Consider the following 23,028-nt stretch of genomic DNA (forward strand, 5'->3'; position numbering starts at 1 on the left):
GATGTGCTGTGGTGGTTTGAATGTGATTCTTTTCAGAAGGGAAGCTAAGTTTATTGTTTGAGTCTCTGCTGTCAGGCCAGACAAGAGGCTACATTTAAAAGATTTGCCAAAGAATAATTAATATTAAGCCTCATTCTTATTGTCGTAAAAGCTGTTGTCCTGATGCGCGATATGAGAAATATCGTGGCAATAAAAAACTGCTCATCAAGAGCAGTTTTTTATTCAAGAAATAATCAATTATTTCTCAACGCCTGCTGGTTGACCTGCAAGTTTTGCATTTGCATAGTCCCAGTTTACTAGGCTTTCTAAGAAAGTCGCGATGTATTTTGGGCGTAAGTTACGGAAGTCGATGTAGTAAGCATGCTCCCAAACGTCGATTGTTAATACTGCAACTTGACCATGAGCAAGTGGTGTATCTGCATTGGCAGTTTTAGTAATCGATAATTTACCGTTTACTTCATCAGCCACTAACCAAGCCCAACCTGAACCGAATTGAGTTGTTGCAGCGGCAGTGAATTCTTCAGCAAATTTTTCGTAGCTACCAAAAGCTTCATCAATTTTAGCTGCAATCGCGCCAGTCGGTTTACCACCACCATTTGGCTTCATGCTGTTCCAGTAGAATGTGTGGTTCCATACTTGAGCAGCATTGTTAAAGATACCTGCTTTAGATGCATCACCAGCAGATGCTTTGATGATTTCTTCTAAAGTTTTACCTTCAAGGTCAGTACCTTTGATTAAGTTGTTTAAGTTAACAACATAAGTATTGTGGTGTTTGTCGTGATGGTATTCTAAAGTTTCGCGAGTGATGTGTGGCGCTAAATCATCATAGCCATATGGCAGTGCAGGTAAAGTAATGGTTGTCATGTTTCATTCCTTGCAAATTTGCTGGGTTTTACATTAAGTGCCTTTATTGTAAATGATTCTATAGACAATAGGGCAGTCTTTTAATACACAAAATATGCAAAAAATTTCTTTATGAGACATATACGATACAACAATGATTAGAGTTTTTAGTTCATTTAGTGAACGGTATAAAAAACTCTAACCTGTTTTTATAACAATGCTGATCTAAGCCCAGTTTCGGAAAAACTACTGCGCTTTAGCTTGTGATGCCTCATGATAACGACGATTCACTTCATCCCAATCCACAACATTATAAAACGCAGCAATATATTCAGGGCAGCGGTTTTGATATTTTAAGTAGTAGGCATGTTCCCATACATCCAGACCTAGAATAGGTGTATTGCCATGCATCAGTGGTGAGTCTTGATTAGCACTACTTTCCACAACGAGTTGATGTTCAGATGTGACGCTCAGCCATGCCCAGCCACTCCCAAAGCGACTAATGGCAGCCTTGGTAAAAGCCTCTTTAAAAGCATCGAAGCCTCCTAGTTGTTGATCAATGGCTTCTGCAACAGAGCCAGTTGGATTTCCTCCTCCTTGTGGACTCATGACTGTCCAGAACAGTGAGTGATTGGCATGGCCGCCTGCATTGTTGATCACCATATTTTTAAGGTTGGCAGGAACTTCATTCACTTTGGCAACCAATTCTTCTACGGGGAGTTTTTCCCATTCTGTACCTTCAATTGCACCATTAATATTATTGATGTACGTCTGATGATGTTTGCTGTGGTGAATTTCCATGGTTTTGGTATCAATATTGGGTTCAAGTGCATCGTAAGCATAAGGAAGCGTTGGTAAAGAATAAGCCATGTGTTTGATTCCTTTTAATCAAAATGATTTTATTGGCATAAATTAAAGCGTCTTCATTATTTATTTAAAAGCAAATGAGAATCAATATCTTTTAATTCGCTTTTATCTATACAAAAGGGGATAAAAATAAATTTTATTTATCATTTATTCTAGTTGGCAGCTGATAGGGTGAGTAACGCGGATCTGCTCTCCGACTGTTCGCGTATTTTAAATAGTCAGAAGCAGTGCGATGCGGAGCGTCTCATGATTTTAATCAGTTAAATTGGATAGGGGCTGGTCTAAATATTGAGTTGAAATATAAAGGAAAGGAGTGAAACAAACTTCACTCCCTTGATGGATGGATCGGGTTAAATTGGGTTGTTGAGTTCAAAATATGCAGTGTCAATTGAAAATTGATCGGCAATGGCTTGTGCCAAGCGCTGTACACCATAACGTTCAGTGGCATGATGGCCGCATGCGAAATAATGTACCCCAAGTTCTTTAGCTTCATAGAAAGTACGCTCACTTACTTCACCAGAAATATAAGCATCACAATCTGCTTGAGCTGCTTTGGCGATAAAGTCTTGCGCTCCACCCGTACAGAAGCCTATTTTTTTAATTGCAGTTTTATCACTTGGTAAATGGATCACATTAAAATCAAAAATAGTCTGCAACTTTGCCTTGAAGTGTTCAGGGCTGAGCGAGTCGTCTAAATAGCCGATATTACCAATAGGATGCTTTTCACTTGGATCTAGTGCTTCCAGATCGTGTAGACCAATCAAATCGGCAATAGCGATGTTATTGCCTAATGTTGGATGTGCATCCAAAGGTAAATGATAGGCAATTAAAGAAATATTATTTTGAATCAGTTTTTTAATACGATTGCCTCGCATTCCTGTAATTGGGTAGGGTTCACCTTTCCAGAAATAGCCATGATGAACAAGCAATGCATCAGCTTGCTGAACAATGGCAGCATCAATCGCATCTTCTGATGCGGTTACAGCACAGACAATTTTGTTGACTTCAAGCTTGCCTTCGATTTGTAAGCCGTTTGGTGCATAGTCTTTAAACTCATTTGCTTTTAAGGTTTGATTACACCACTGCACAATGTCATGCAAATTTGCCATGCGATTCCTCAATTGTTTACATCTTTTCTAAAGATCAATAAGAACATATTTTTAAATGTAACTAAAGCTAGACAAAACTTTTTAACTTTTGCATTGATTTTAAGCAATTTACTTTACAATAGTGGAAACTTCCAGTTCTTCAATAAATTACGTTCATAACATAATTTCGCGTAGAGGATAATAAACGTGCGCCGTGCATTTACATGGTTACCTTGGGTATTACTCATTCTTGTTATATTTAGTTTTCTGGCTTGGCAGAAATCGCATCAGCCGAAACCAACTGTAGCGGCTGATGGTGTAAAAATGCCAGCCGAGAAGGTTGAACCGTTGATCGATACCTCGCGTGCGGGTGGGGTGGTGTCGTATAGTGCTGCGGTTAAAGTGGCAGCGCCAGCCGTGGTCAATATTTTCACGACCCAGAAAGTAAAGCAGATGAATCATCCTTTATTGAATGATCCTGTATTTCGTGAGTTTTTTGGCAACCAAGTACCGCAACAGCCTCAAAATGAAAACAGTTTAGGTTCAGGCGTGATTGTACGTGCAGATGGATATATTCTGACCAATAATCATGTGATCGCCCAAGCTGAGCACATTGTAGTTGCACTTTATGATGGTCGTCGTGCTGAAGCAAAAGTGATTGGTACTGATCCTGATACAGATTTGGCTGTGATTAAGATTGAGTTAGACAAGTTACCTGTTCTTCCATTTAAATTGAGTGGTAATGAAGTGGGTGACGTTGTACTTGCAATTGGTAACCCATTTGGTGTGGGGCAAACCGTGACTCAGGGCATTATCTCGGCAACTGGACGTTCTGATTTAGGAATTAATACCTATGAAGACTTTATTCAAACCGATGCTGCAATTAATCCGGGGAACTCGGGTGGCGCATTGATTGATGTTGCGGGCAATCTGATTGGTGTTAACACCGCGATTTTCTCTCAATCAGGTGGCTCATTAGGGATTGGTTTTGCGATTCCTGCCAAAGTCTGCCAGCAAGTGCTGAACTCTATTCTGAAAGATGGTCGTGTCGTGCGTGGCTGGTTAGGAATAAGTTTGATTCCAAATAACTTGGATGAAGATGTATTGGCTGCTAAACCGATTGGCGTTACTGTTGCAGATGTACTACGCGAAGGTCCTGCTGATTCTGCGGGAATTAAACGTGGTGATAAAATCATTCAGGTGAATAATGAACAGATTTCTTCTGCTTCACATTTAATTAATTATGTTGCATTACAAGCACCAGAAAGCTTAATTGATGTTGTGATTGAGCGTGATGGTAAGCAGCAAACCGTGCAAGTCAAAGTTGGGGAGCGTAAAGTGCAGCAAAATGCACAATCGCAATATATTCCGCTGCCTAAACGTCAGTAGTAAATTTGATTGATGTTGATTAATAAAAGGGCTGCTCAAGTGCAGCTCTTTTATTTTATGCATTTATTCATAGTGTAAAAAGCCTGCTGATTGATTCAATCAGCAGGCTTTTTACATTTTTAGAGCTTTTTATTTTTTATTAAAGCATCGAAATTTGATGATTTGATGACAGTTTTCTGATTGTTAGATGACAATAATGAAGAGTCGAAATATGTGCTTAATGTGCACAGAAGGCTTGATTGAAGTATTCAAATAAATCAGGCGTTTGAAACCAGATCAGAATCGAGATGCTGATGAGGCCAACAACGCAGACGAGCAGGATCAATGTAAAATATCGTTCAATATTCATCATGAATGATAGCCTCTTCATTGACGAAAAGATGGATCACCACACCAAATACGCTAAGCACTAAACAGGCCAGCCAGATCATATTATAGTTACCTGCAAGGTCATGATTGACGCCGCCTAACCAACCACCGAAAAATGAACCGATTTGATGGGTAAAGAACACAATACCACTCAGCATGGATAAATATTTGACCCCAAACATGTTGGCTACAATGCCATTGGTGAGTGGAACCGTTGAAAGCCAAAGTAAGCCCATAATGATCCCAAAAGCATAAACGGTCAATGTGCTGAGTGGTAGCAATAGAAATGCAATAATCGCAATCCCACGTAAACCATAAAGCAACATCAGTAACTTCGGTTTTGAATAGCGGTCGCCTAACCAGCCAGCACCATAAGTCCCAATGATGTTAAATAAACCAATGAGTGCTAAAAACACCGTTCCTGTTGTCGCATCAAAGCCGTGATCGATCAGATAGCCAGGCAGATGTACCCCTAAAAACACCACTTGGAAGCCACAGACCAGAAAACCAAGAGATAGCCACCAAAATGGTTTGTGTTTTCTGGCAATGTGTAAAACTTGTTTAAAGCTGAGGCTGGGTTGATTTAACGCTTTAGGTGTTGTAGAGGCAGGGGATTTCAATAACCAAGCCAGCGGGACAATAAATGCAATGGCAAAGGCACTCACCAGTAAAGCAGAAGACCAACCGATCGTTTTAAGTAGCAAGAGGGTTGAAGGCAACATGATAAACTGCCCAAAGGAACCCGCAGCACTGGCAATCCCCATCACCATACTACGTTTCTCTGGTGGTGCAGCACGACCAACCGCAGAAAGCAGTACGGTAAAAGAGGTCGCTGATAGCGCAAGCCCGATGATAAGGCCTAAGCTAAGATTAAGTAAAAGACTTGTGGAGCTAAATGCCATGAGCACTAAACCAATGGCATAGAAGAGGCCACCTGTCATGACCACTTTTTTCGTTCCATATTTATCAGCTATGGCCCCTGTAAATGGTTGCGCTGCACCCCAGATTAAGTTTTGCATGGCAATGGCAAAACTAAAAATATGATGACCCCAGCCGTAGGTATCACTCATGGGAACGAGGTATAAACCAAAACCATGGCGGACACCTAATGAGAGTGCAAGGATCAGTGCACTTCCAATTAGCATATAGACCAATTGTTTGGAAAATTGAGGAGTTGGCATTGTTGTTGTGATCTTGGAATAAGTGAAAAGTATTTTAAAATACTTCTATTGATATTTCGATTCTAAAAATGATTAGAGTTCTATTTGTTTGAGTAAATTGTTTACTATTAAAAATGTCAGGAAATAAAAAAAGCAGCGATGGCTGCTTTTTTTATGAGTTAAGACTTTTAGAAACGATAGCCGACACCGACATAGGTAATCAGTGGGTCAATATCAATTTTGGTATTGGCTTTGATGAGTTCTTTGCCAGTGTTGGAGTCTGAAATGGTAATTTTTGCATCACTACTCATTGGTGCATAAGTTACCGAGCCTACAGCAAACCAGTTAGGGGTAAAATCGTAAGTTGCACCTAATGTTGCCATTGGTGCCCAAGCATCATCTGCTTCGACCTTAATTTTAGGATTAGCCGATGATATTTTACCATCAAGCGCTGCCCCAGCTTTGTTATCAAGCACATTCTGAATCTTATGACCAGCAGCAACTAAGTCATTGCCAACATTATCATCTAGTTTTAGATGAGTAAAATGGGCATACATAACGCCTATACCTACATAAGGTCGGAATTTATTCACACCAGATTTACCAAATTGATAATGAAGTTCAGCAGCCGGTAACCAGGCAGTTGCTGACGCGGCTTTTTTGCTCTGTGAGAGGTTCGTAATCGGAATATCTTTTCTCAGCGGTAAGTCTCCACCAATAATCAGTCCAGCATCGATTATGCCTGCAACTTTTCCTGGCTTATCTGATCCACTTAAGGGTGCTGAGATTTGTCCTTCTCCCTTGATGTTAACTTTGGGTGGTATACCTGCTTTAAATTCTAAGGACACATTATCAGTAAAATGATAATTGGCCATTATACCAAGTGTATCGACATTATTTGCGGTCAGACCTGTTCCTTGGGCTTGCCAATTAGATAAACCATTGATGGTGGCATCTCCAGCAACTTCTGAATTTAAATAGGTTTTTCCATCAGAACCCTTGTGAGTAATAAGTGGTTTTGTTAACGGATTAGTGACCAGACTTTGCAGGGTATCATGTTTTTTCTTACCATCTGCTGTGGATTGATCTACAGCACCCAAAACAGAGTCAACGGTGATATCACCGACTTTGGACTTTGTTCCCTCGGCTACACTCGTGTTGATATTAATTGGGTTGCCGTTGCCTTGAGGCATAGCATGTAACCAACCTGCGGAAACCGAAAAGCGTTTGAAACCATCGCCATCTTTTAGACTGAAATAAGGTGAGTCTGCAAAAGCAAAAGTGGGTAGGGCACATAAGCCTGTAATTAGGCAAGCGAAGGGCTTTTTCATCATTTGAGGACTCCATGTCCGAATGTTTGTTAGGATTTTTCTTGCGCCCACCTTAACGCGATTTTTATTTGGGCTTTGTTTAGTTAGGATTTATAATTGTTATGCTTATGAATTTTTTGTTTGATTTAGATAAATTGATGAAGAAATTGTGAAGGAATAAAAAAAGCCACCGAAGTGACTTTTTAAACTAAATTTAAGGAAAATTAATCACATAAAGCGTGATAGATCTTCTTCTGGGCGAGCTGTTAAAACTTCGATCCCTGTTTTGGTTACTAAAATTGTATGTTCATATTGAGCAGATAACTTGTGATCTTTTGTGACGACGGTCCACTTATCACCTAAAAGTTTAGTCTGCCAAACACCTGCGTTTACCATTGGTTCAATCGTAAAGGTCATGCCAGCCTCTAGGCGCATACCTGTACCTTTTTGCCCATAATGTAACACTTGTGGTTCATCATGGAACACATTGCCAATGCCGTGACCACAATATTCACGTACTACACTAAAGCGCTCAGATTCAACATATTGCTGAATTGCATAACCGACGTCACCAAGGTATGAACCATCCTTTACTGTTGCCATGCCACGATACATCGCTTCCTGAGCCACTGAGCACAAGCGTTTAGCTAAAATTGAAGTTTCACCACCAATGACATACATCATATTGGTATCGCCGTGATAACCATCTTTAATTACGGTCACATCAATATTAAGAATATCGCCATTCTTTAAAATTTTATTTTCAGAAGGAATACCGTGACAAACCACATGGTTTACAGAAGTACAAATAGAATGCTGGAAAGCAGGGCGACCAGGTGCAGCACCATAGCCAACGCAGGCAGGAATCGCCTGTTGAACATTTTCAATATGATTGCGACAGATTGTATCGAGTTCTAATGTACTCACACCCGCTTTGATATGCGGTTTAATCATGTCTAGAACTTCAGCCGCCAATTTGCCTGCAACACGCATCTTCTCAATTTCTTCGGGCGTTTTGATTAATCGACGAGGAGCTGTATAAGTCGTATTCATGATCTCTAAAAACTTTTGGTAATTTGCAAGCGTCTATGGTATAAATAGCCGCCTATTTTATCAAATGCTTTTCGTGACTATCTTTTATTATTTATGAAAAGATTTTACGAAGATATCTGATAACAATAGTCGTAAAAAAATCCGCACATATATCGACACATTACTCTGGGTGCCTAGCAATAGGTGGAGAATGCGGATATATGGAGGCCTAACCCAAACTTTAAGGTAAAGAAAATGGCAGATTACAACGTAAGCATGCGCGACCTTCTTCAAGCAGGCGCACACTTTGGTCACCAAACTCGTTTCTGGAATCCAAAAATGCGTCAATACATTTTTGGTGCGCGTAACAAAATTCACATCATCAACCTTGAGCATACTGTTCCTGCGTTAAATGATGCTTTGAACTTTGTTAACAACCTAGCGAGCAAAAAGAACAAAGTATTGTTCGTTGGTACAAAACGAGCTGCTTCTAACATCATCCGTGAACAAGCTCAACGCGCTGGTCAACCATATGTAGATCACCGTTGGTTAGGTGGTATGTTGACGAACTGGAAAACACTTCGCCAATCTATCAACCGTTTAAAAGATCTTCAAACTCAATCTCAAGATGGTACTTTTGCTAAGCTTACTAAACGTGAAGCTTTAGAGCGTACTCGTGAGATGGAAAAACTTGAACGTGCTTTAGGCGGCGTTAAAAACATGGGTGGTTTACCTGACGCATTATTTGTAATCGACGTTGATCACGAAGCGATTGCAATCAAAGAAGCGAAAAACTTAGGTATTCCTGTAATCGGTATCGTTGATACAAACTCTAACCCAGACAACGTTGATTACGTTATTCCGGGTAACGACGATGCGATCCGTGCAGTAACTTTATATGCTTCTGCTATGGCTGATGCGATTCTTGCTGGTAAAGAATATGCTCAATCACAAGCAAATGCACAAGCTAAAGGCGACGACGCTGCTAAAGACGCTTCTGAGGCTTAATGCGTTTTGACGCAAGCTTGTCATTTTTGCGACATGTAATGGTGGCAAATTAAAGCGTCGAGATTGCAAACGGCCCAGAGATTCTTTGGGCCGTTTTTGTTGAACAGATTTATTTTCTACCGATTTTAGGAGATCAACATGACTGCAGTTACTGCGAGCATGGTAAAAGAATTACGTGACCGTACTGGTCTTGCAATGATGGAATGCAAAAAAGCATTAACAGAAGCAGGCGGTGACATCGAACTTGCGATTGATAACCTTCGTAAATCAGGTCAAGCAAAAGCTGCTAAAAAAGCAGGCAACATTGCTGCTGATGGTGCGATCACTATTATTCAAAACGGTAACAAAGCAATTCTTGTTGAAGTTAACTGTCAAACTGACTTCGTTGCTAAAGACGAAAACTTCAAAAACTTCTCTGATAAAGTTGCTGCTGCTGCACTTGCTGCAAACGAAACTGATGCTGCGAAAATTGCTGAACTTAAGCTTGAAGACGGTGCGACTGTTGAAGAAGCTCGTGTTGCATTGGTTCAAAAAATCGGTGAAAACATTCAAGTTCGTCGTGCTCAAATCGTTGAAGGCGAAAACTTGGCTGTTTACAAACACGGTTTAAAAATCGGTGTTGTTGTTTCTTACACAGGTGATGCTGACACTGGTAAAGGTATTGCAATGCACGTTGCTGCGTTCAACCCAGTTGCTGTAAATGCTGAAGCTGTTCCAGCTGACTTGATCGCTAAAGAGAAAGAAATTGCTGAAGCGAAAGCGTTAGAATCTGGTAAGCCTGCGAACATCGTTGAGAAAATGGTAACGGGTTCAGTTGAAAAATACTTGAACGAAGTTGCTCTTGATCGTCAAATGTATGTAATCGACAATGACAAGAAAGTTGCTGATGTATTAAAAGCGACTGGTACTGTTGTAGCTCAATTCGTTCGTTTCGAAGTGGGTGAAGGTATTGAGAAGAAAGCTGAAATGAGCTTTGCAGAAGAAGTTGCTGCTGCTCAAGCTGCTGCGAAGTAATTCGTATCTTCTAAAAAACCCAGTCTTTATGACTGGGTTTTTTATTGCCTGTTAAAAAGCCCAGCAAGAAGAGTGGGCTTTTTATGGATGGGCTTATTGGTCTTGTTTCTGTAGCTCGTATTTTTCAGCCAGTTCGCCAGTAATTTCTTTGCCTTCTGTATCGAGGGCTTTCAAGTAGCCTTCAGCAACAAAGTATTTGCGGCCATCACCCGCTTTATCGAGCTCAATAACAGAGGTGTTTTTGCTGTCAAAAGTAAATTTACCTTTGCTTTCAAATGCTTTTCCATCACCTTTACCAAGATAGGTTTCTTTGAGTGTGTAGGTTTTATCCAAATTGAGTTGAAGTTGGGTTTCAATACCTTCGCAATCTGCACAAGGAAGAACGCCTTTATATGTGCCATTCCAGTCTAATGAGTTTTCTGCGGTATGTGCGCTATCTACAACTTCTGAGCTGCTTTCCGTGCTCATTGCAGGTGGGGTTTGTTCATCAGTTTTAGGGGTTTCTGCTTTATTACATGCGACTAAAAAAATAGAAGCTAAAGAAATGGCGATAATTGATTTTTTCATCTTAGATATAACCTTGTGAAAACATTAATATCCAAGTTATTAGATTTTAAAAAGAAATGGTAGTAAGGGAATGTAAGGGTTATTTAACCTTTGGTAAAGCAGGACAAGTTAACCTTGTCTTGCTTTGAAGCGGGGGTTGATTTGCAAATGATAAATAGCTTGCCACGACGTTTAACAATTTGGCAGTCACTGCTGCGACGTTTGGCGCTTTTGAGGGATAAGCATACTTTCATTTTGGTTCCTAAGTTTTAATGTAATGTTATAATATTACATTTAATTTGTGCTGTAAAGTTTGCCTTATTATTTGAAGAATAGTGGTGATGAGATAAGTGTGGGAAATAAAAAAACCCTCATCTTTCGATGAGGGTTTTTTGAATCTGGAGCGGGAAAGGAGACTCGAACTCCCGACCCCAACCTTGGCAAGGTTATGCTCTACCAACTGAGCTATTCCCGCAATAGGACGCATTATAGAGAGTTTCATTCAAGTGTCAACTCTTTATCATGCTAAGTGTTGAATTAATCAGCACGTCGCCAAATTGTACCTTGACGGGTATCCTCCAAAACTACACCTTGATCCAATAAAGACTGGCGAATGCCATCGGCTTTCGCAAAGTCTTTGGCTTTTTTTGCATCGACTCGTTGTTGAATGAAGTTTTCAATTTCAGTATCAGACAGTTTAAGTGCTTCTTGACCAATATCTGACTTAAGGAATTCATCCACATCATGTTGAACTAAACCAAGAATGTTCGTTAAGTGGCGTAGGGTAGAGTAAAGCATTGTTGCTTGTTCTGCTTGCTCTTCTTTCACTGCACGATTTAGTTCTTTATTCAGTTCAAATAGTACCGCCATTGCTTCAGCAGTATTAAAGTCATCACACATGGCATTGTTAAAGCGTTCAACAAAGCCCTGTTCTAGCGTCTCAACCGTTTTTTGACCGTACACCTGTTGATAGGCTTTAAACGAATGATAGAAACGGCTGAGTGCTGTTTTTGCTTCTTTTAGAGCCACATCAGAGAAGTTAACCGGGCTACGGTAGTGTGATGACACAATGAAGTAGCGAATCACTTCAGGGTGGAATTTCTCCATCACATCGCGAATGGTAAAGAAGTTGCCTAAAGACTTAGACATTTTCTCACCATCTACATTGATGAAGCCAACATGCATCCAGTAGTTTACATATTGTTCGCCCGTTGAAGCCTCACTTTGTACGATTTCATTTTCATGATGCGGGAACATCAGGTCTGAACCACCACCATGAATATCAAAGTGGTTGCCGAGGCAGCAGGTTGACATTGCTGAACATTCGATATGCCAACCTGGACGACCGTTACCCCAAGGTGAAGCCCAAGCAGGTTCATTTTCTTTGGCGTGTTTCCAGAGTACAAAGTCAAAAGGATGCTTCTTTTCAACTTCAACATCGACACGTTCAGATGCACCTGCTTGCATATCATCCAATTTACGGCCTGACAGACGGCCATAGTTATTGAACTTGCTGACTTCAAAATAAACATCGCCATTGGCAGCAGGGTATGCAGCTCCTTTATCAACCAATGTACCGATCATATTTTGCATTTGATCAATATATTCGGTGGCTTTTGGTGCTTCATCAGGTTCAGCACAACCTAAATTTGCTGCATCTTCATTCATGGCTTGAATAAAGCGAGCTGTGAGTTGCTGGATGCTTTCACCATTTTCATTGGCACGTGCAATGATTTTGTCGTCAATATCGGTAATATTGCGGATATAACGAACTTTCCAGCCTTGGCTACGCAGGAAGCGAATGATGTAGTCGAATGCAACCATAACCCGAGCGTGTCCGATATGACAGTAGTCATAGACTGTCATGCCACAGACATACATATCGATTTGACCTTCTTTACGTGGGACAAATTCAACTTTTTTACGTTGCTCAGAGTTATATAGAACAAAAGGTTGCATAAGGGTTTTCAAACACTCTACAAAAATCGTTATTCATCATAACGTATGCACCATATTTCATAAAGTTATCAGTAGAAAAAAGATGGCTTTCGTTTGCAATATTTCTTTATTCATGGCCGATGGGGTGCGATACTCGAATTTGTGCCTTTTTTGCAAAATAATAATAAATGATAGCCGTTGCCAAGAGACCGACTAACCAGGAGATATCGACTCCACCTAGCATGGTCGCGATTGCACCCGTGTAAACTTTACTGTGAATAAAGGGGAGTTGTAACAGTACTCCCATGACATAACAACCAATACCAATAGGGTTCCAACGACCATATTCCCCATCTGGATCGTATAACGCGGCAACATCACATTCTTCTTTAGAAATGAAATAGTAGTCCACGAGGTTGATGGCGCTCCAAGGAATAAAAAAGGTGAGCAAGAACAGAATAAAGGCCTTGAAGGTATTTAAAAAAGTATGTTCACCAAGAATCGCGATGAGTGTAGAAATGGCAACCATCGCAAGCACGATAGATAAACGCGTCATTTTTGAAATTTGAGAATGAGGTTTGAAACTATTCCAAATCGTTGCAATGCACATAAAACACCCATAAGCATTCAGCGTTGACAGGGTGACTTTGCCAAAGGCAATACTGAAATATAAAAAGGTAATAATAAGAGCAGCCGTATTCATGCCGACGACATATTGCACTTCATTTCCGACAAATCCGCCTTGAGCAATCTGTGCAATGAATACGCCTAAAGTCATCGAAATTTGGGAACTGAGTACAGAGCCTAAACCGACTGCCAAGAAGACACGTGTGGAAGAGGTGTTTGAGGGTAAATATCGGGAATAATCAGCAACATAAGGACCAAATGAAATTTGCCAAGAGGCTGACAGTGAGATCGCTAATAAAAAGGATGGCCAGCTAAATTTTTGAACGGCAATTAACGCTGCAAAATTTGAATGAGTCAAAATTTGGCTTAAAATAATCACAAAGGCAATGATGCCAATGACACTGGCAACTTTCCCGACCCAGTGGATTAGACGATAACCAATGGTTGCAAAGATCACAATAAAAGCTGCGTAAATTAAAATTCCTGTTGTGCTGCTTACATTGATCAATTGTGCGATGGCTTTACCCGCCAAAACCTCACCTGTGGCAGTAAATCCGATGTACATTAAACAAACTAAGAAGATTGGAATACAGGCTCCATAAACACCGAACTGGACGCGGCTGGAAATCATTTGGGGAAGACCCAGTTTAGGACCTTGTGCGGCATGTAAGGCCATGACGATGGCACCGAAGCATTGCCCAATCAATAAACCAATAACTGACCAAAATACATCGCCACCAAGTACAACAGCTAAGGCACCTGTAACGATTGCAGTAATTTGCAAGTTGGCACCAAACCACAATGTGAATTGACCAAATATGCTGCCATGCCTTTCATGTTCTGGAATGAAATCAATACTGCGGCTTTCAATAAACTGATGTTTTTCTTTCTCATCCAATGAGCTCATTTTCACTCCGTATCCTTGAAATACTTATCGTTATTCACAAATACATGATTTGTTGCTTAAGTATGTTCATGTATAAACTGACATGTATATGTATATACAATTTGGTTTAATAATAAGCAAGTCTTTTGTGCAAAGCGTGGAAGGGACAAGCGTTTATAGATGAATGTAAAAGTGGCGAATACATAGATGTTCAAAAGATTGACATTTAGCTCATATATAATGAGTCTTGTTTCATGCTTCATCTCTCCATTTTTCATGAAAACTTATACATTTAGAAACGTGTAAGATTTGCAGATATGTTAGAATCCGCATCATTCTTTTGATTAAAATCATCTACCCTGTGGGTGGATAGAGTATTATTTTGAGTCAAGCTCATATGTCACAAGCCATAGATTTCCAAAAAAGTGCATTAGAAACTTTGCGTGTCGAACAACAAGCAATTGAAGTTCTTGCTGCACAGGTTGATGAGCGTTTTGATGTTGCATGTGAAATACTTTTGCAATGCAAGGGACGTGTCGTCATTACAGGTATGGGCAAGTCTGGTCATATTGGTCGTAAAATGGCGGCTACCTTTGCATCGACGGGAACGCCCTCTTTCTTTATGCATCCAGGTGAGGCGGGTCATGGCGATCTGGGCATGCTGGTACGTGGAGATGTACTCATCGCAATTTCTAACTCGGGCAAGAGTGATGAAATTATGATGTTGATGCCACTCATCAAGCATTTAGGGGTGCCACTAATTACGATTAGTCGTGATGATAAAGGCCCAATGCCACAAACGGCTGATGTGGCATTAACTTTGGGTGAGGCCGATGAGGCATGTCCTTTAGGCTTGGCACCAACTTCAAGTACTACTGCGACACTGGTGTTGGGTGATGCTTTAGCGGTTGCTTTATTGGAAGCACGCGGCTTCACTGCCGATGACTTTGCACGTTCGCACCCTGCAGGTGCATTAGGTAAACGCTTGCTTTTACATGTGAAACATTTGATGCATACAGGGATTGAGCTACCAAAAGTTCGCCCTGATACGCCGATGAATAAGGTGTTGTATGAAATTTCAGATAAGCGTCTGGGTTTAACCACGATTGTTGACGAAAATGATACATTATTAGGTATTTTTACGGACGGTGATTTACGTCGCATGATTGATCAACAACAAGGTTTTGATGTGAACTTGCCTGTTTCGGCTGTAATGACTAAAAAACCACTGACGATTTCTCAGGAGGCTCGTGCGGTCAAAGCATTGGAAAAAATGCATGAGAAAAAAGTGAATCAATTTGTGGTCGTTGATGAAGCCAATAAGGTCATTGGTGTGATTGCTATGCATGACCTTATTCAGGCTGGAGTAAATTAAGCTATGGCATCTTATGCTTTACAAGAACAAGCGCGTCATTTGCAGGCACTTGTACTTGATGTAGATGGAATTTTAAGTGATGGTTTTGTCACACTAACCAATTCCGGCGATGAAATTAAATCATTTGATATTCGTGATGGCTTGGGGATGAAGCTTGTCCAGAAAGCGGGTATGAAAGTGATTATCATCACAGGGCGTAAAAGTAACATCGTTGAAAAACGGATGTCTGATCTGGGTGTCGATTTGGTTTTTCAGGGCCGTGAAGATAAAGGCGCTGCATTACGTGAAGCTTGTGCTCAATTAGGACTCTTGCCCGAAGATTGTATCTATATGGGAGATGACTGGCCTGATTTGTCTGCATTCGCTATTGCAGGCATGAAAGTCACTGTACCAAATGGGCATGAAGAAGTGCGCCGTCGTGCCAATCTGGTTACTCAGGCGATGGGTGGCCGTGGTGCTGTACGTGAAGTGTGCGATATGTTATTGATGGCAAAAGGTGTTTACCAAGAACTGCTTGAAAAATATCTTGCTGTACCACATTAATATAGTGTTGATTTGCTCAAAGGTTAGGTAACCCAGTTTATGGATACCAAAGTTTTATATGTTGTCGCTGTTGCGGTCGCTGCTGTGAGCGGTGGCTATTACTATTATAGTGGCAAAGCAAAAAAGCTGGATGTTGATTCAGCAAAGAATATGACTTATTCAGCACAAGGTGTTCATTTAACGCAAACAGATGAAAAGGGGAATCTGTATATTCGGGCTGAAGTTAAACAGCTACAACAGAATATGCAATCAAAAACTTCTCAGCTTGATCAACTGAATGCGACGATGTACAAACAGGGTAAGCCTGATGCAACATTTTATGCCAAACAAGCAAATGGCTTTGATGATAATAGTAAAGTCATCTTGCAGGGCGATGTCGTTGCAACAAAATTGTCTGATCAAGGTAAAATGGAGTTCTACACTGATGAACTCACAGGTTACCCAAAAACAAGAGAACTCGAAACACAACATCAAGTCACGGTTCAATCACCATCTGCTGAGTTCGTGAGTCAGGGTTTAAAGGCTAATTTAAATAATGGTCAATATGAATTTTATAAAATTCGAGGAAAGTATGCGCCAAGCTCTTAATTCTAAATCTCGTTCTGCTTTCCTTAAACAAGCAACTTGTGCTGCTCTTGTTGCACTTTCTTCTGCTGCTAGCTTTGCTTTGCCATCAGATCGGAATCAACAACTTTCTTTGGTTGCTGATCGTGCTACCTATAATGATAAAACGGGTATAACAACCTATACTGGCAATGTTGTTATTGAGCAAGGGACAATGAAGCTTCAAGCTGATTCTCTTGTTGCAAATTTAAATAGCAAGAAAGAGATTCAAATTATCACGGCTAAAGGACAACCTGCAAAATTTCAACAGCAAATGGATACTAACAAAGGTTTAGCGCGTGGTGAAGCACAGACGATTGTCTATAATGCTGATACAGGAATCATTACCTTAACTGGCAAAGCATATCTGTATCAAGATGGCTCGAGTATTCGTGGTAATAGCTTAAAATACAGCATGAACAAAGGGGACGTTGAGGCTCAAGGTTCTTCGACCAATCGGGTACAAATTATTATTCCACCTTCTAGTTCAAAAAGTTTCCCAGGGGCGCGTGATTAATGGAACAGTCGGGACAACAACCACAAACGCTTTGTATTAAGCACTTAGCTAAAAATTATAGTAAACGTTGGGTTGTAAAAGATGTATCTTTTACAATGCAAAGTGGACAAATTGTGGGCTTGCTTGGGCCGAATGGTGCAGGTAAAACCACGAGTTTCTATATGGTGGTCGGGCTTGTTCGTATGGACAAAGGGGAGATCCATCTCGATAATCTTGATTTATCTGATCTCGCAATGCACGAGCGTGCGCGTAAAGGGATTGGCTATTTACCACAGGAAGCCTCTATTTTTAGAAAGCTCACGATTGCTGAAAATATCATGGCAATTTTGGAAACCCGCAAAGACTTAAATAAACAGCAGCGTCAGCAACGTTTAAATGAATTATTGAGCGATTTTAAAATCAATCACATTAAAGATTCATTGGGAATGAGCGTTTCTGGTGGTGAACGTCGCCGTGCTGAAATTGCACGTGCCTTGGCTGCAGATCCTAAGTTTATGCTTTTGGATGAACCTTTTGCTGGCGTTGATCCAATCTCTGTTGGTGATATTAAAGATATTATTCAGACGCTCAAAGATCGGGGGATTGGAGTACTCATTACTGATCATAATGTTCGTGAAACGTTAGCGATTTGCGAGAAAGCCTATATCGTGAGTGAAGGTTCTGTGATTGCTGAAGGCACACCGCAAGAAATCTTAGACAATGAACAAGTGCGTAAAGTATATTTAGGTGACGATTTTGTTGTTTAAGGCTCCTGATAGCCGAAACTTTAAAAAGGAACCTACGGGTTCTTTTTATGATCGAACCGAAATTAAAGAAGAAAAATTATTTTCCGATTAGTTTTTATATTTTTTACTTAAGTTAATGATAAATATTTATTTTATACCTTTTGTATAATTTTTATATTCTATAAAAGTGTGAACTGTTTTACAAAAATATAAACATATCATTAGCTGAAATTATGTGCGGAACATAGTGTTTTTATAAAAAAATGATTAAAATGAAAATGCTGAAATGATAACAATACGAAAAAAATATGAACTTGCAAAAAGATATAAAAGTGAATAATGGATTGTGGATAAAAGTATAGATTTCAAGTGGTTACTTTATGTAGCAACCTTATCTGTGCCGATGACACATGCAACACCACCAAGTGAGCAATATCACACTTTAAAGAACAATCTAACGAAACTGTTTGTTCCGCAAAGCAGTGATGAGTTTAAGGTCGCACAGATGCAGAAATTAAGTAATTTCTCTGTGGACTCTTCATTAGGGAGTGATTTACCCGTAGTTGGTTCTGGACGTCCACAAGAAACGATTCCGACGGCTTTTTGGCAGAATCAATCTAAAGTATTAAAAGATGCCGTCCAGATTGCCGTACAGCGTAACCCAGAGATTGCCCAAGGGATTTCAGCATTGGCGTCTCAAAACGCCAATATTGATGTTGCCAAATCAGGTTACTATCCGCAAGTGGGGGGGGGGCGTAAGTACAGGAGATCTGGGTAAGAAAAGTACCCGAGGACAGCAATTACTCACTCTGAGCGCGACACAAATGCTCTATGACTTTGGAAAAGTGAAGTCTGGAGTCGATGTTGAAAAAGCAAAAGTCGTTGTTGGGCAAGCCAATGTCTTGGTTAAAATTGATGATATTTCATTGGATGTTGCACAAACAGTTATTAATATTCAGCGTTATCATAAGCTTATACAGATTGCTAATCAGCAGATTGCTGGGATAAGACGCATTCAAGAAATTGCAAATCTACGTGCAAATGCGGGAATTAGTAGTCAGGCTGACCCGATACAGGCACAATCTTATTTACAATCTGCACAATCTGCAATGATCGCCCAGCAGTCTTTACTGAGTCAGTATCAACAGCATTTATATACTTTATTGGGTTTTGATACACAAAGTATACAATGGATCATCCCAGATGAGTTTGTTAAACAGTCTGATTTATATGCCGCACCGCAGTTCAATACGATTCCGCAGATGATTGCCGCACAGGCAGGGATTGAAGTTGCACGTAATCAAAAATTACAAACACAGGTCAGTAATTATCCGACACTATCTGTAAAAGGAGAACTGAGTCAAGCTTTACACGGTCGTAACCCCAATAATGAAAAAGATGGTGGGTTTGATAGTGCCATTATGTTTGAAGCAACCAGTCAGTTCTATCAAGGCGGGGCGACATCCTCAAGAACCCGGGCTGCCAGTTTTGCTGAAGAGGCAGCAAAAGCACAAGTTAATGCAGTATATTTAAAAGTGCTGGATCAAATCCGGACCAGCAGGGAGCAAATCGAAAATAAGCAACGTCAAATGCAGGTCTTGGCGGGGCAACAAGCGACAACAATACGAACAAGAGAACTTTACCAAGAACAATATAAATTGGGAACTCGCACTTTGGTAGATCTGCTTAATGCAGAGCAAGCGATTCATAGTGCGAACTCAGAGGCAGAAACAGCACGTTATGATATCTACAGCAGTATTGCACAATACATTGCTGCGACAGGACGTTCTCGTCAAGCCTATGACCTCAATAATATAAAAATCCAAGGATTTGAGGTACAACCATGATCACTACAAAAATAAACTATCAGCCTTGGTTACAAGCCATACTGACGATTGCAAAGCATTATCGAATTGAACCTTCTGAGGAACGGATTCGCCTACAACTTGACTGGAATCAAAATCAAAATTTAGACGAAGTCCTTATTTTGATTAGTCGACAGGTTGGCATGAATGTAAGAAGAATTGCATTTAGTGATGATGTCATTAATCCCTGGAGATTACCTATACTTGTAGAGCTTGCAGATGGGCAGGTGGGAGTGATTGATAAAGCCGATGGTTCAGGCCATGTCAGTGTTCAACTGAGTGGTGATCAAGGCTTTCGCAGAAATTTGCCGTTGGTGCACTCAAACACATCATAAAGAATGTATATGTACTGCGACCTGAGCAATCTGTGCCTGATGCGCGTATTGATGAATACATTAAACCTTATGAGCAAAGCTGGTTCTGGTCTATCGTTTTACAAGACTGGAAGCGTTATGTCGACATTATGCTGGCTTCGCTGATTGCTAACATTTTAGCTTTGGCAACGATTATTTTTTCCATGCAGGTTTATGATCGGGTCGTCCCTTCACAGTCAATTCCAACGCTTTGGGTGCTTGCAGCTGGTGTTCTGATTGCTGCCATTTTCGAGTTTACCTTGCGGCTTTCTCGGGTTTATATTTCTGACATTATTGGAAAGCGTGCTGATTTAAGAATATCAGATCGTGTCTTTGGTCACGCTTTGAGAATTAAAAATAGTGAACGCTCAAAGTCAACTGGAACTTTTATTTCTCAAATTCGTGAACTGGAAGGTGTTCGGGAGCTCGTTACATCAACCACTATGGGCGCTCTGGCGGATTTGCCATTCTTCTTTTTATTCTTGGTGATCTTTGCAATTATTGGTGGTGATTTATTTTGGGTCATGCTTCTAGTGGTGCCATTAATGATTTTGCCTGCAATCTTGGCACAAAAGAAATTGGCAGAACTTGCCCAAGAAGGAATGAGAGAATCGTCTATTCGTAATGCGATCTTGGTAGAGGCCGTTCAAGGCATTGAAGACATTAAGCTATTACGTGCGGAGTCTCGGTTCCAAAATCAATGGAACCACATGAATGAAGTATCTGCGGATATCAGTATGCAGCAACGTAAGATTGTTGGTGTACTCACGGCTTGGACACAGAAAATTCAGGGGCTGACTTATGCCGCAGTAATTCTGGTGGGTTGTTTTGCTGTAATGAAAGGGGATATGACAACGGGTGCATTGGTGGCATGTTCGATTTTATCTTCTCGTATGCTTGCACCGATTTCACAAATTACGGGGATTTTAGGTCGTTTACAACAGGCGAAAGTAGCGAAAAAGAGCCTGGATGAATTAATGCAGAAACCTGTTGATCAACCTGATCAAGCGCATTTGGTACACAAAGAGGTGCTGCATGGTGATTATGAGTTGAGCAAAGTGGTATTCCAATATACAGAGGAAGATCCACGTCCAAGTTTAGTCATTCCACAACTCAAAATTCGGGCTGGGGAGAGGATTGCAATATTGGGGCGTAACGGTGCTGGTAAGTCAACGCTGCTACAAATTTTATCTGCCATGCAATTTCCAAACTCTGGTTCAGTACATTTAGATGATCTGGATATTAGTTTGATTGATCCTGCTGATGTTCGTCGCGATATGGGACTGCTCAATCAGAATGCACATTTATTCTATGGCACCATCCGTGAGAACCTGACGCTTGGGGCACCTTTAGCCCGTGATGAAGATATCTTAAAAGTGCTCAAAGTGACTGGAGCACTTAGTTTTGTACATGAAAAGAAAGAAGGACTAGATCATTTGGTCTTGGAAGGTGGGGTTGGTTTTTCTGGGGGGCAACGACAAGCCTTGTTACTGGCACGCTTATTAATTCGTCAGCCTAATATCTTATTGCTTGATGAGCCTACAGCTGCAATTGATGATGTTGCTGAAAAACAATTAATTGATCATTTGAAAAATTGGTTAGGTTATCGAACTTTAGTCGTTGCTACGCATCGACGTGCTGTTTTGGAGCTGGTTGACCGAATTATTGTCATGAACGAGGGTAAAATCGTCATGGATGGACCAGTAGATCAAGTCTTACAACAATCAACGATAAAACAAAAAATAGTTTAATAGTTCGAGGAAAATTTATGAGTGAACAACAACAAAACAGCAGCCGTTCGATGAATGTAACTTATAAGGAGCCTAAGTTACCTCGTTCGACGCTGGTTGTTTGGATGATTGGGATTGGTTTATTTTCACTCTTAATCTGGGCATGGTTATTTAATTTAGAAGAAGTTTCAACGGGTACAGGGAAGGTAATTCCCTCTTCAAAAGAACAGATTATCCAGTCGCTTGAAGGGGGGATTCTAACTAAACTGGATGTCAAAGAAGGTGATGTTGTTGAAAAAGGACAAGTGCTTGCCCAACTTGATCCAACGCGATTTGCTTCAAATGTTGGTGAATCTAAGTCTTTGTTGATTTCCGCACAGGCAACGGCAGCACGTTTGCGTGCTGAGGTCAGCGGAACAGCATTGAGTTTCCCAGAAGAAGTACAAAAGAATCCAAAACTTGTACAAGAGGAAACAGCATTGTATCTCTCTCGCCGTGCTAACTTGAACCAGTCGATTGAGGGCTATGAACAGGCTGCTAAATTAGTCCGTCAGGAATTGGCAATGACCGAGCCGCTCGTGGCAAAAGGTGCAGCCAGTGAGGTTGAAGTTCTACGTTTGAAACGTGAAGCCAATGATCTTAGTAATAAGATCAATGACACACGTAATCAGTATTATGTCAAAGCACGCGAAGAGTTATCTAAAGCAAATACCGATATCCAGACTCAACAACAAATCGTCAATGGTCGGAATGACAGTTTGCAGCGTGCAGTATTTAAGGCACCCGTTCGTGGGGTAGTGAAAGAGATTGACGTTACCACACTAGGGGGAGTGATTCCGCAAAACGGAAAGCTGATGACAATTGTTCCTTTAGAGGACAAATTATTGATTGAAGCACGCATTTCACCACGCGACATTGCATTTATTCGTCCAGGGCAGGAGGCATTGGTCAAAATCACGGCCTATGATTATTCGATCTACGGTGGTTTAGATGGAAAAGTAACAGTGATATCACCAGATACTATTCGTGATGAAGTGAAGCAAGATCAATTCTACTATCGTGTCTATATTCGTACGGATTCAGACCGTTTGTATAACAAAGCTGGTAAAGCTTTTAGTATTACCCCAGGTATGGTGGCAACGGTAGATATTCGTACAGGACAAAAAACCATTATGGATTACTTACTCAAACCATTTAATAAAGCGAAAGAAGCATTGCGCGAACGCTAGGCGATGTTGAT

19 protein-coding genes, 1 tRNA gene and 3 pseudogenes are annotated in these 23,028 nt (G+C 40.6%); 11 read left to right on the forward strand and 12 right to left on the reverse strand.

From position 1 onward, the window contains the following. Positions 1–237: 237 nt before the first annotated feature. From NQU59_RS09510 to NQU59_RS09520, 3 genes are all read right to left on the reverse strand, one after another. Positions 238–864, reverse strand: coding sequence for a superoxide dismutase (locus NQU59_RS09510; RefSeq protein ID WP_005243197.1), 627 nt, complete (start codon positions 862–864; stop codon positions 238–240). 225 nt (positions 865–1,089) lie between these two features. Next, a complete protein-coding gene (locus NQU59_RS09515; RefSeq protein ID WP_257063249.1) occupies positions 1,090–1,713 on the reverse strand; it encodes a superoxide dismutase in 624 nt (207 codons plus the stop codon). A 347-nt stretch (positions 1,714–2,060) separates the two neighbouring features. Next, complete coding sequence (locus tag NQU59_RS09520) at positions 2,061–2,819, reverse strand: Nif3-like dinuclear metal center hexameric protein (protein ID WP_257063250.1); 759 nt, start codon at positions 2,817–2,819, stop codon at positions 2,061–2,063. Positions 2,820–3,005: 186 nt separating this feature from the next. Here NQU59_RS09520 and NQU59_RS09525 point away from each other — a divergent pair, with 186 nt between their 5' ends. Beyond that, positions 3,006–4,187 (forward strand): trypsin-like peptidase domain-containing protein, encoded by a 1,182-nt coding sequence (locus tag NQU59_RS09525; protein ID WP_005243194.1) that lies wholly within the window; start codon positions 3,006–3,008, stop codon positions 4,185–4,187. A gap of 217 nt (positions 4,188–4,404) precedes the next feature. Here the strand turns inward: NQU59_RS09525 and NQU59_RS09530 are convergent, their stop codons facing one another. The 4 genes from NQU59_RS09530 to map form a co-directional block, all read right to left on the reverse strand. Then, positions 4,405–4,539, reverse strand: coding sequence for a hypothetical protein (locus NQU59_RS09530; RefSeq protein WP_005243193.1), 135 nt, complete (start codon positions 4,537–4,539; stop codon positions 4,405–4,407). Continuing rightward, positions 4,526–5,737 (reverse strand): MFS transporter, encoded by a 1,212-nt coding sequence (locus NQU59_RS09535; RefSeq protein ID WP_257063252.1) that lies wholly within the window; start codon positions 5,735–5,737, stop codon positions 4,526–4,528. Before NQU59_RS09535 ends, NQU59_RS09530 begins: the two co-directional genes overlap by 14 nt. A 167-nt stretch (positions 5,738–5,904) precedes the next feature. Next, on the reverse strand, positions 5,905–7,050 hold the full coding sequence (locus NQU59_RS09540) for an OmpW/AlkL family protein (protein WP_005243191.1): 1,146 nt from the start codon (positions 7,048–7,050) through the stop codon (positions 5,905–5,907). A gap of 204 nt (positions 7,051–7,254) precedes the next feature. Next, complete coding sequence (gene map / locus NQU59_RS09545; RefSeq protein WP_005243188.1) at positions 7,255–8,079, reverse strand: type I methionyl aminopeptidase; 825 nt, start codon at positions 8,077–8,079, stop codon at positions 7,255–7,257. 234 nt (positions 8,080–8,313) lie between these two features. Between map and rpsB the strand changes: the two genes are divergently transcribed. After that, positions 8,314–9,066, forward strand: a complete 753-nt coding sequence (rpsB, locus tag NQU59_RS09550) for a 30S ribosomal protein S2 (RefSeq protein WP_004652723.1) — start codon at positions 8,314–8,316, stop codon at positions 9,064–9,066. 138 nt (positions 9,067–9,204) lie between these two features. Continuing rightward, positions 9,205–10,080: a translation elongation factor Ts gene (gene tsf / locus NQU59_RS09555; RefSeq protein ID WP_004652724.1), complete on the forward strand. Its 876-nt coding sequence runs from the start codon at positions 9,205–9,207 to the stop codon at positions 10,078–10,080. Between the two features lie 93 nt (positions 10,081–10,173). Here tsf and NQU59_RS09560 read toward each other — a convergent pair whose 3' ends face one another. The 5 genes and pseudogenes from NQU59_RS09560 to NQU59_RS09580 all read right to left on the reverse strand — a co-directional run bounded on the left by NQU59_RS09560 (position 10,174) and on the right by NQU59_RS09580 (position 14,098). After that, on the reverse strand, positions 10,174–10,647 hold the full coding sequence (locus NQU59_RS09560; RefSeq protein WP_257063254.1) for a copper resistance protein NlpE: 474 nt from the start codon (positions 10,645–10,647) through the stop codon (positions 10,174–10,176). Between the two features lie 108 nt (positions 10,648–10,755). After that, positions 10,756–10,880, reverse strand: a pseudogene (gene ykgO / locus NQU59_RS09565) (type B 50S ribosomal protein L36). A 145-nt stretch (positions 10,881–11,025) separates the two neighbouring features. Then, positions 11,026–11,101: transfer RNA gene (locus NQU59_RS09570), tRNA-Gly, on the reverse strand. A 62-nt stretch (positions 11,102–11,163) separates the two neighbouring features. Further along, positions 11,164–12,585, reverse strand: coding sequence for a cysteine--tRNA ligase (gene cysS, locus NQU59_RS09575; protein WP_257063255.1), 1,422 nt, complete (start codon positions 12,583–12,585; stop codon positions 11,164–11,166). Between the two features lie 106 nt (positions 12,586–12,691). Beyond that, positions 12,692–14,098, reverse strand: coding sequence for a purine-cytosine permease family protein (locus NQU59_RS09580; protein ID WP_005243183.1), 1,407 nt, complete (start codon positions 14,096–14,098; stop codon positions 12,692–12,694). Between the two features lie 376 nt (positions 14,099–14,474). Between NQU59_RS09580 and NQU59_RS09585 the strand changes: the two genes are divergently transcribed. From NQU59_RS09585 to NQU59_RS09625, 8 genes and pseudogenes are all read left to right on the forward strand, one after another. After that, positions 14,475–15,452 carry a KpsF/GutQ family sugar-phosphate isomerase gene (locus NQU59_RS09585; protein ID WP_005243182.1) on the forward strand — a complete coding sequence of 326 codons (978 nt, stop codon included), beginning with the start codon at positions 14,475–14,477 and terminating at the stop codon, positions 15,450–15,452. A gap of 3 nt (positions 15,453–15,455) precedes the next feature. Next, on the forward strand, positions 15,456–15,995 hold the full coding sequence (locus tag NQU59_RS09590) for a KdsC family phosphatase (protein ID WP_005243181.1): 540 nt from the start codon (positions 15,456–15,458) through the stop codon (positions 15,993–15,995). Positions 15,996–16,034: 39 nt separating this feature from the next. Beyond that, positions 16,035–16,583 (forward strand): LPS export ABC transporter periplasmic protein LptC, encoded by a 549-nt coding sequence (gene lptC, locus NQU59_RS09595; protein WP_005243180.1) that lies wholly within the window; start codon positions 16,035–16,037, stop codon positions 16,581–16,583. Next, positions 16,567–17,115, forward strand: coding sequence for a lipopolysaccharide transport periplasmic protein LptA (gene lptA / locus NQU59_RS09600; protein ID WP_005243179.1), 549 nt, complete (start codon positions 16,567–16,569; stop codon positions 17,113–17,115). The genes lptC and lptA overlap by 17 nt, the downstream gene beginning before the upstream one ends. Beyond that, positions 17,115–17,861, forward strand: a complete 747-nt coding sequence (gene lptB / locus NQU59_RS09605; RefSeq protein ID WP_005243178.1) for an LPS export ABC transporter ATP-binding protein — start codon at positions 17,115–17,117, stop codon at positions 17,859–17,861. The genes lptA and lptB overlap by 1 nt, the downstream gene beginning before the upstream one ends. Before the next feature lie 337 nt (positions 17,862–18,198). Next, positions 18,199–19,687 (forward strand): annotated as a pseudogene (locus NQU59_RS18860) (TolC family protein). After that, a pseudogene (locus NQU59_RS09620) lies at positions 19,687–21,809 on the forward strand (type I secretion system permease/ATPase). Before NQU59_RS18860 ends, NQU59_RS09620 begins: the two co-directional pseudogenes overlap by 1 nt. Positions 21,810–21,826: 17 nt before the next feature. Next, positions 21,827–23,017: an HlyD family type I secretion periplasmic adaptor subunit gene (locus NQU59_RS09625; protein ID WP_005243174.1), complete on the forward strand. Its 1,191-nt coding sequence runs from the start codon at positions 21,827–21,829 to the stop codon at positions 23,015–23,017. The last annotated feature ends 11 nt before the right edge of the window (positions 23,018–23,028 follow it).

Origin of the sequence: Acinetobacter colistiniresistens, assembly GCF_024582815.1 — a bacterium.
GTDB lineage: Bacteria > Pseudomonadota > Gammaproteobacteria > Pseudomonadales > Moraxellaceae > Acinetobacter.

Coding starts and splice junctions, on each gene's coding strand:
- NQU59_RS09510 (WP_005243197.1), bottom strand. CDS start 864: ATGACAACCATTACTTTACCTGCACTGCCATATGGCTATGATGATTTA.
- NQU59_RS09515 (WP_257063249.1), bottom strand. CDS start 1,713: ATGGCTTATTCTTTACCAACGCTTCCTTATGCTTACGATGCACTTGAA.
- NQU59_RS09520 (WP_257063250.1), bottom strand. CDS start 2,819: ATGGCAAATTTGCATGACATTGTGCAGTGGTGTAATCAAACCTTAAAA.
- NQU59_RS09530 (WP_005243193.1), bottom strand. CDS start 4,539: ATGATGAATATTGAACGATATTTTACATTGATCCTGCTCGTCTGCGTT.
- NQU59_RS09535 (WP_257063252.1), bottom strand. CDS start 5,737: ATGCCAACTCCTCAATTTTCCAAACAATTGGTCTATATGCTAATTGGA.
- NQU59_RS09540 (WP_005243191.1), bottom strand. CDS start 7,050: ATGATGAAAAAGCCCTTCGCTTGCCTAATTACAGGCTTATGTGCCCTA.
- map (WP_005243188.1), bottom strand. CDS start 8,079: ATGAATACGACTTATACAGCTCCTCGTCGATTAATCAAAACGCCCGAA.
- rpsB (WP_004652723.1), top strand. CDS start 8,314: ATGGCAGATTACAACGTAAGCATGCGCGACCTTCTTCAAGCAGGCGCA.
- tsf (WP_004652724.1), top strand. CDS start 9,205: ATGACTGCAGTTACTGCGAGCATGGTAAAAGAATTACGTGACCGTACT.
- NQU59_RS09560 (WP_257063254.1), bottom strand. CDS start 10,647: ATGAAAAAATCAATTATCGCCATTTCTTTAGCTTCTATTTTTTTAGTC.
- cysS (WP_257063255.1), bottom strand. CDS start 12,585: ATGCAACCTTTTGTTCTATATAACTCTGAGCAACGTAAAAAAGTTGAA.
- NQU59_RS09580 (WP_005243183.1), bottom strand. CDS start 14,098: ATGAGCTCATTGGATGAGAAAGAAAAACATCAGTTTATTGAAAGCCGC.
- NQU59_RS09585 (WP_005243182.1), top strand. CDS start 14,475: ATGTCACAAGCCATAGATTTCCAAAAAAGTGCATTAGAAACTTTGCGT.
- NQU59_RS09590 (WP_005243181.1), top strand. CDS start 15,456: ATGGCATCTTATGCTTTACAAGAACAAGCGCGTCATTTGCAGGCACTT.
- lptC (WP_005243180.1), top strand. CDS start 16,035: ATGGATACCAAAGTTTTATATGTTGTCGCTGTTGCGGTCGCTGCTGTG.
- lptA (WP_005243179.1), top strand. CDS start 16,567: ATGCGCCAAGCTCTTAATTCTAAATCTCGTTCTGCTTTCCTTAAACAA.
- lptB (WP_005243178.1), top strand. CDS start 17,115: ATGGAACAGTCGGGACAACAACCACAAACGCTTTGTATTAAGCACTTA.
- NQU59_RS09625 (WP_005243174.1), top strand. CDS start 21,827: ATGAGTGAACAACAACAAAACAGCAGCCGTTCGATGAATGTAACTTAT.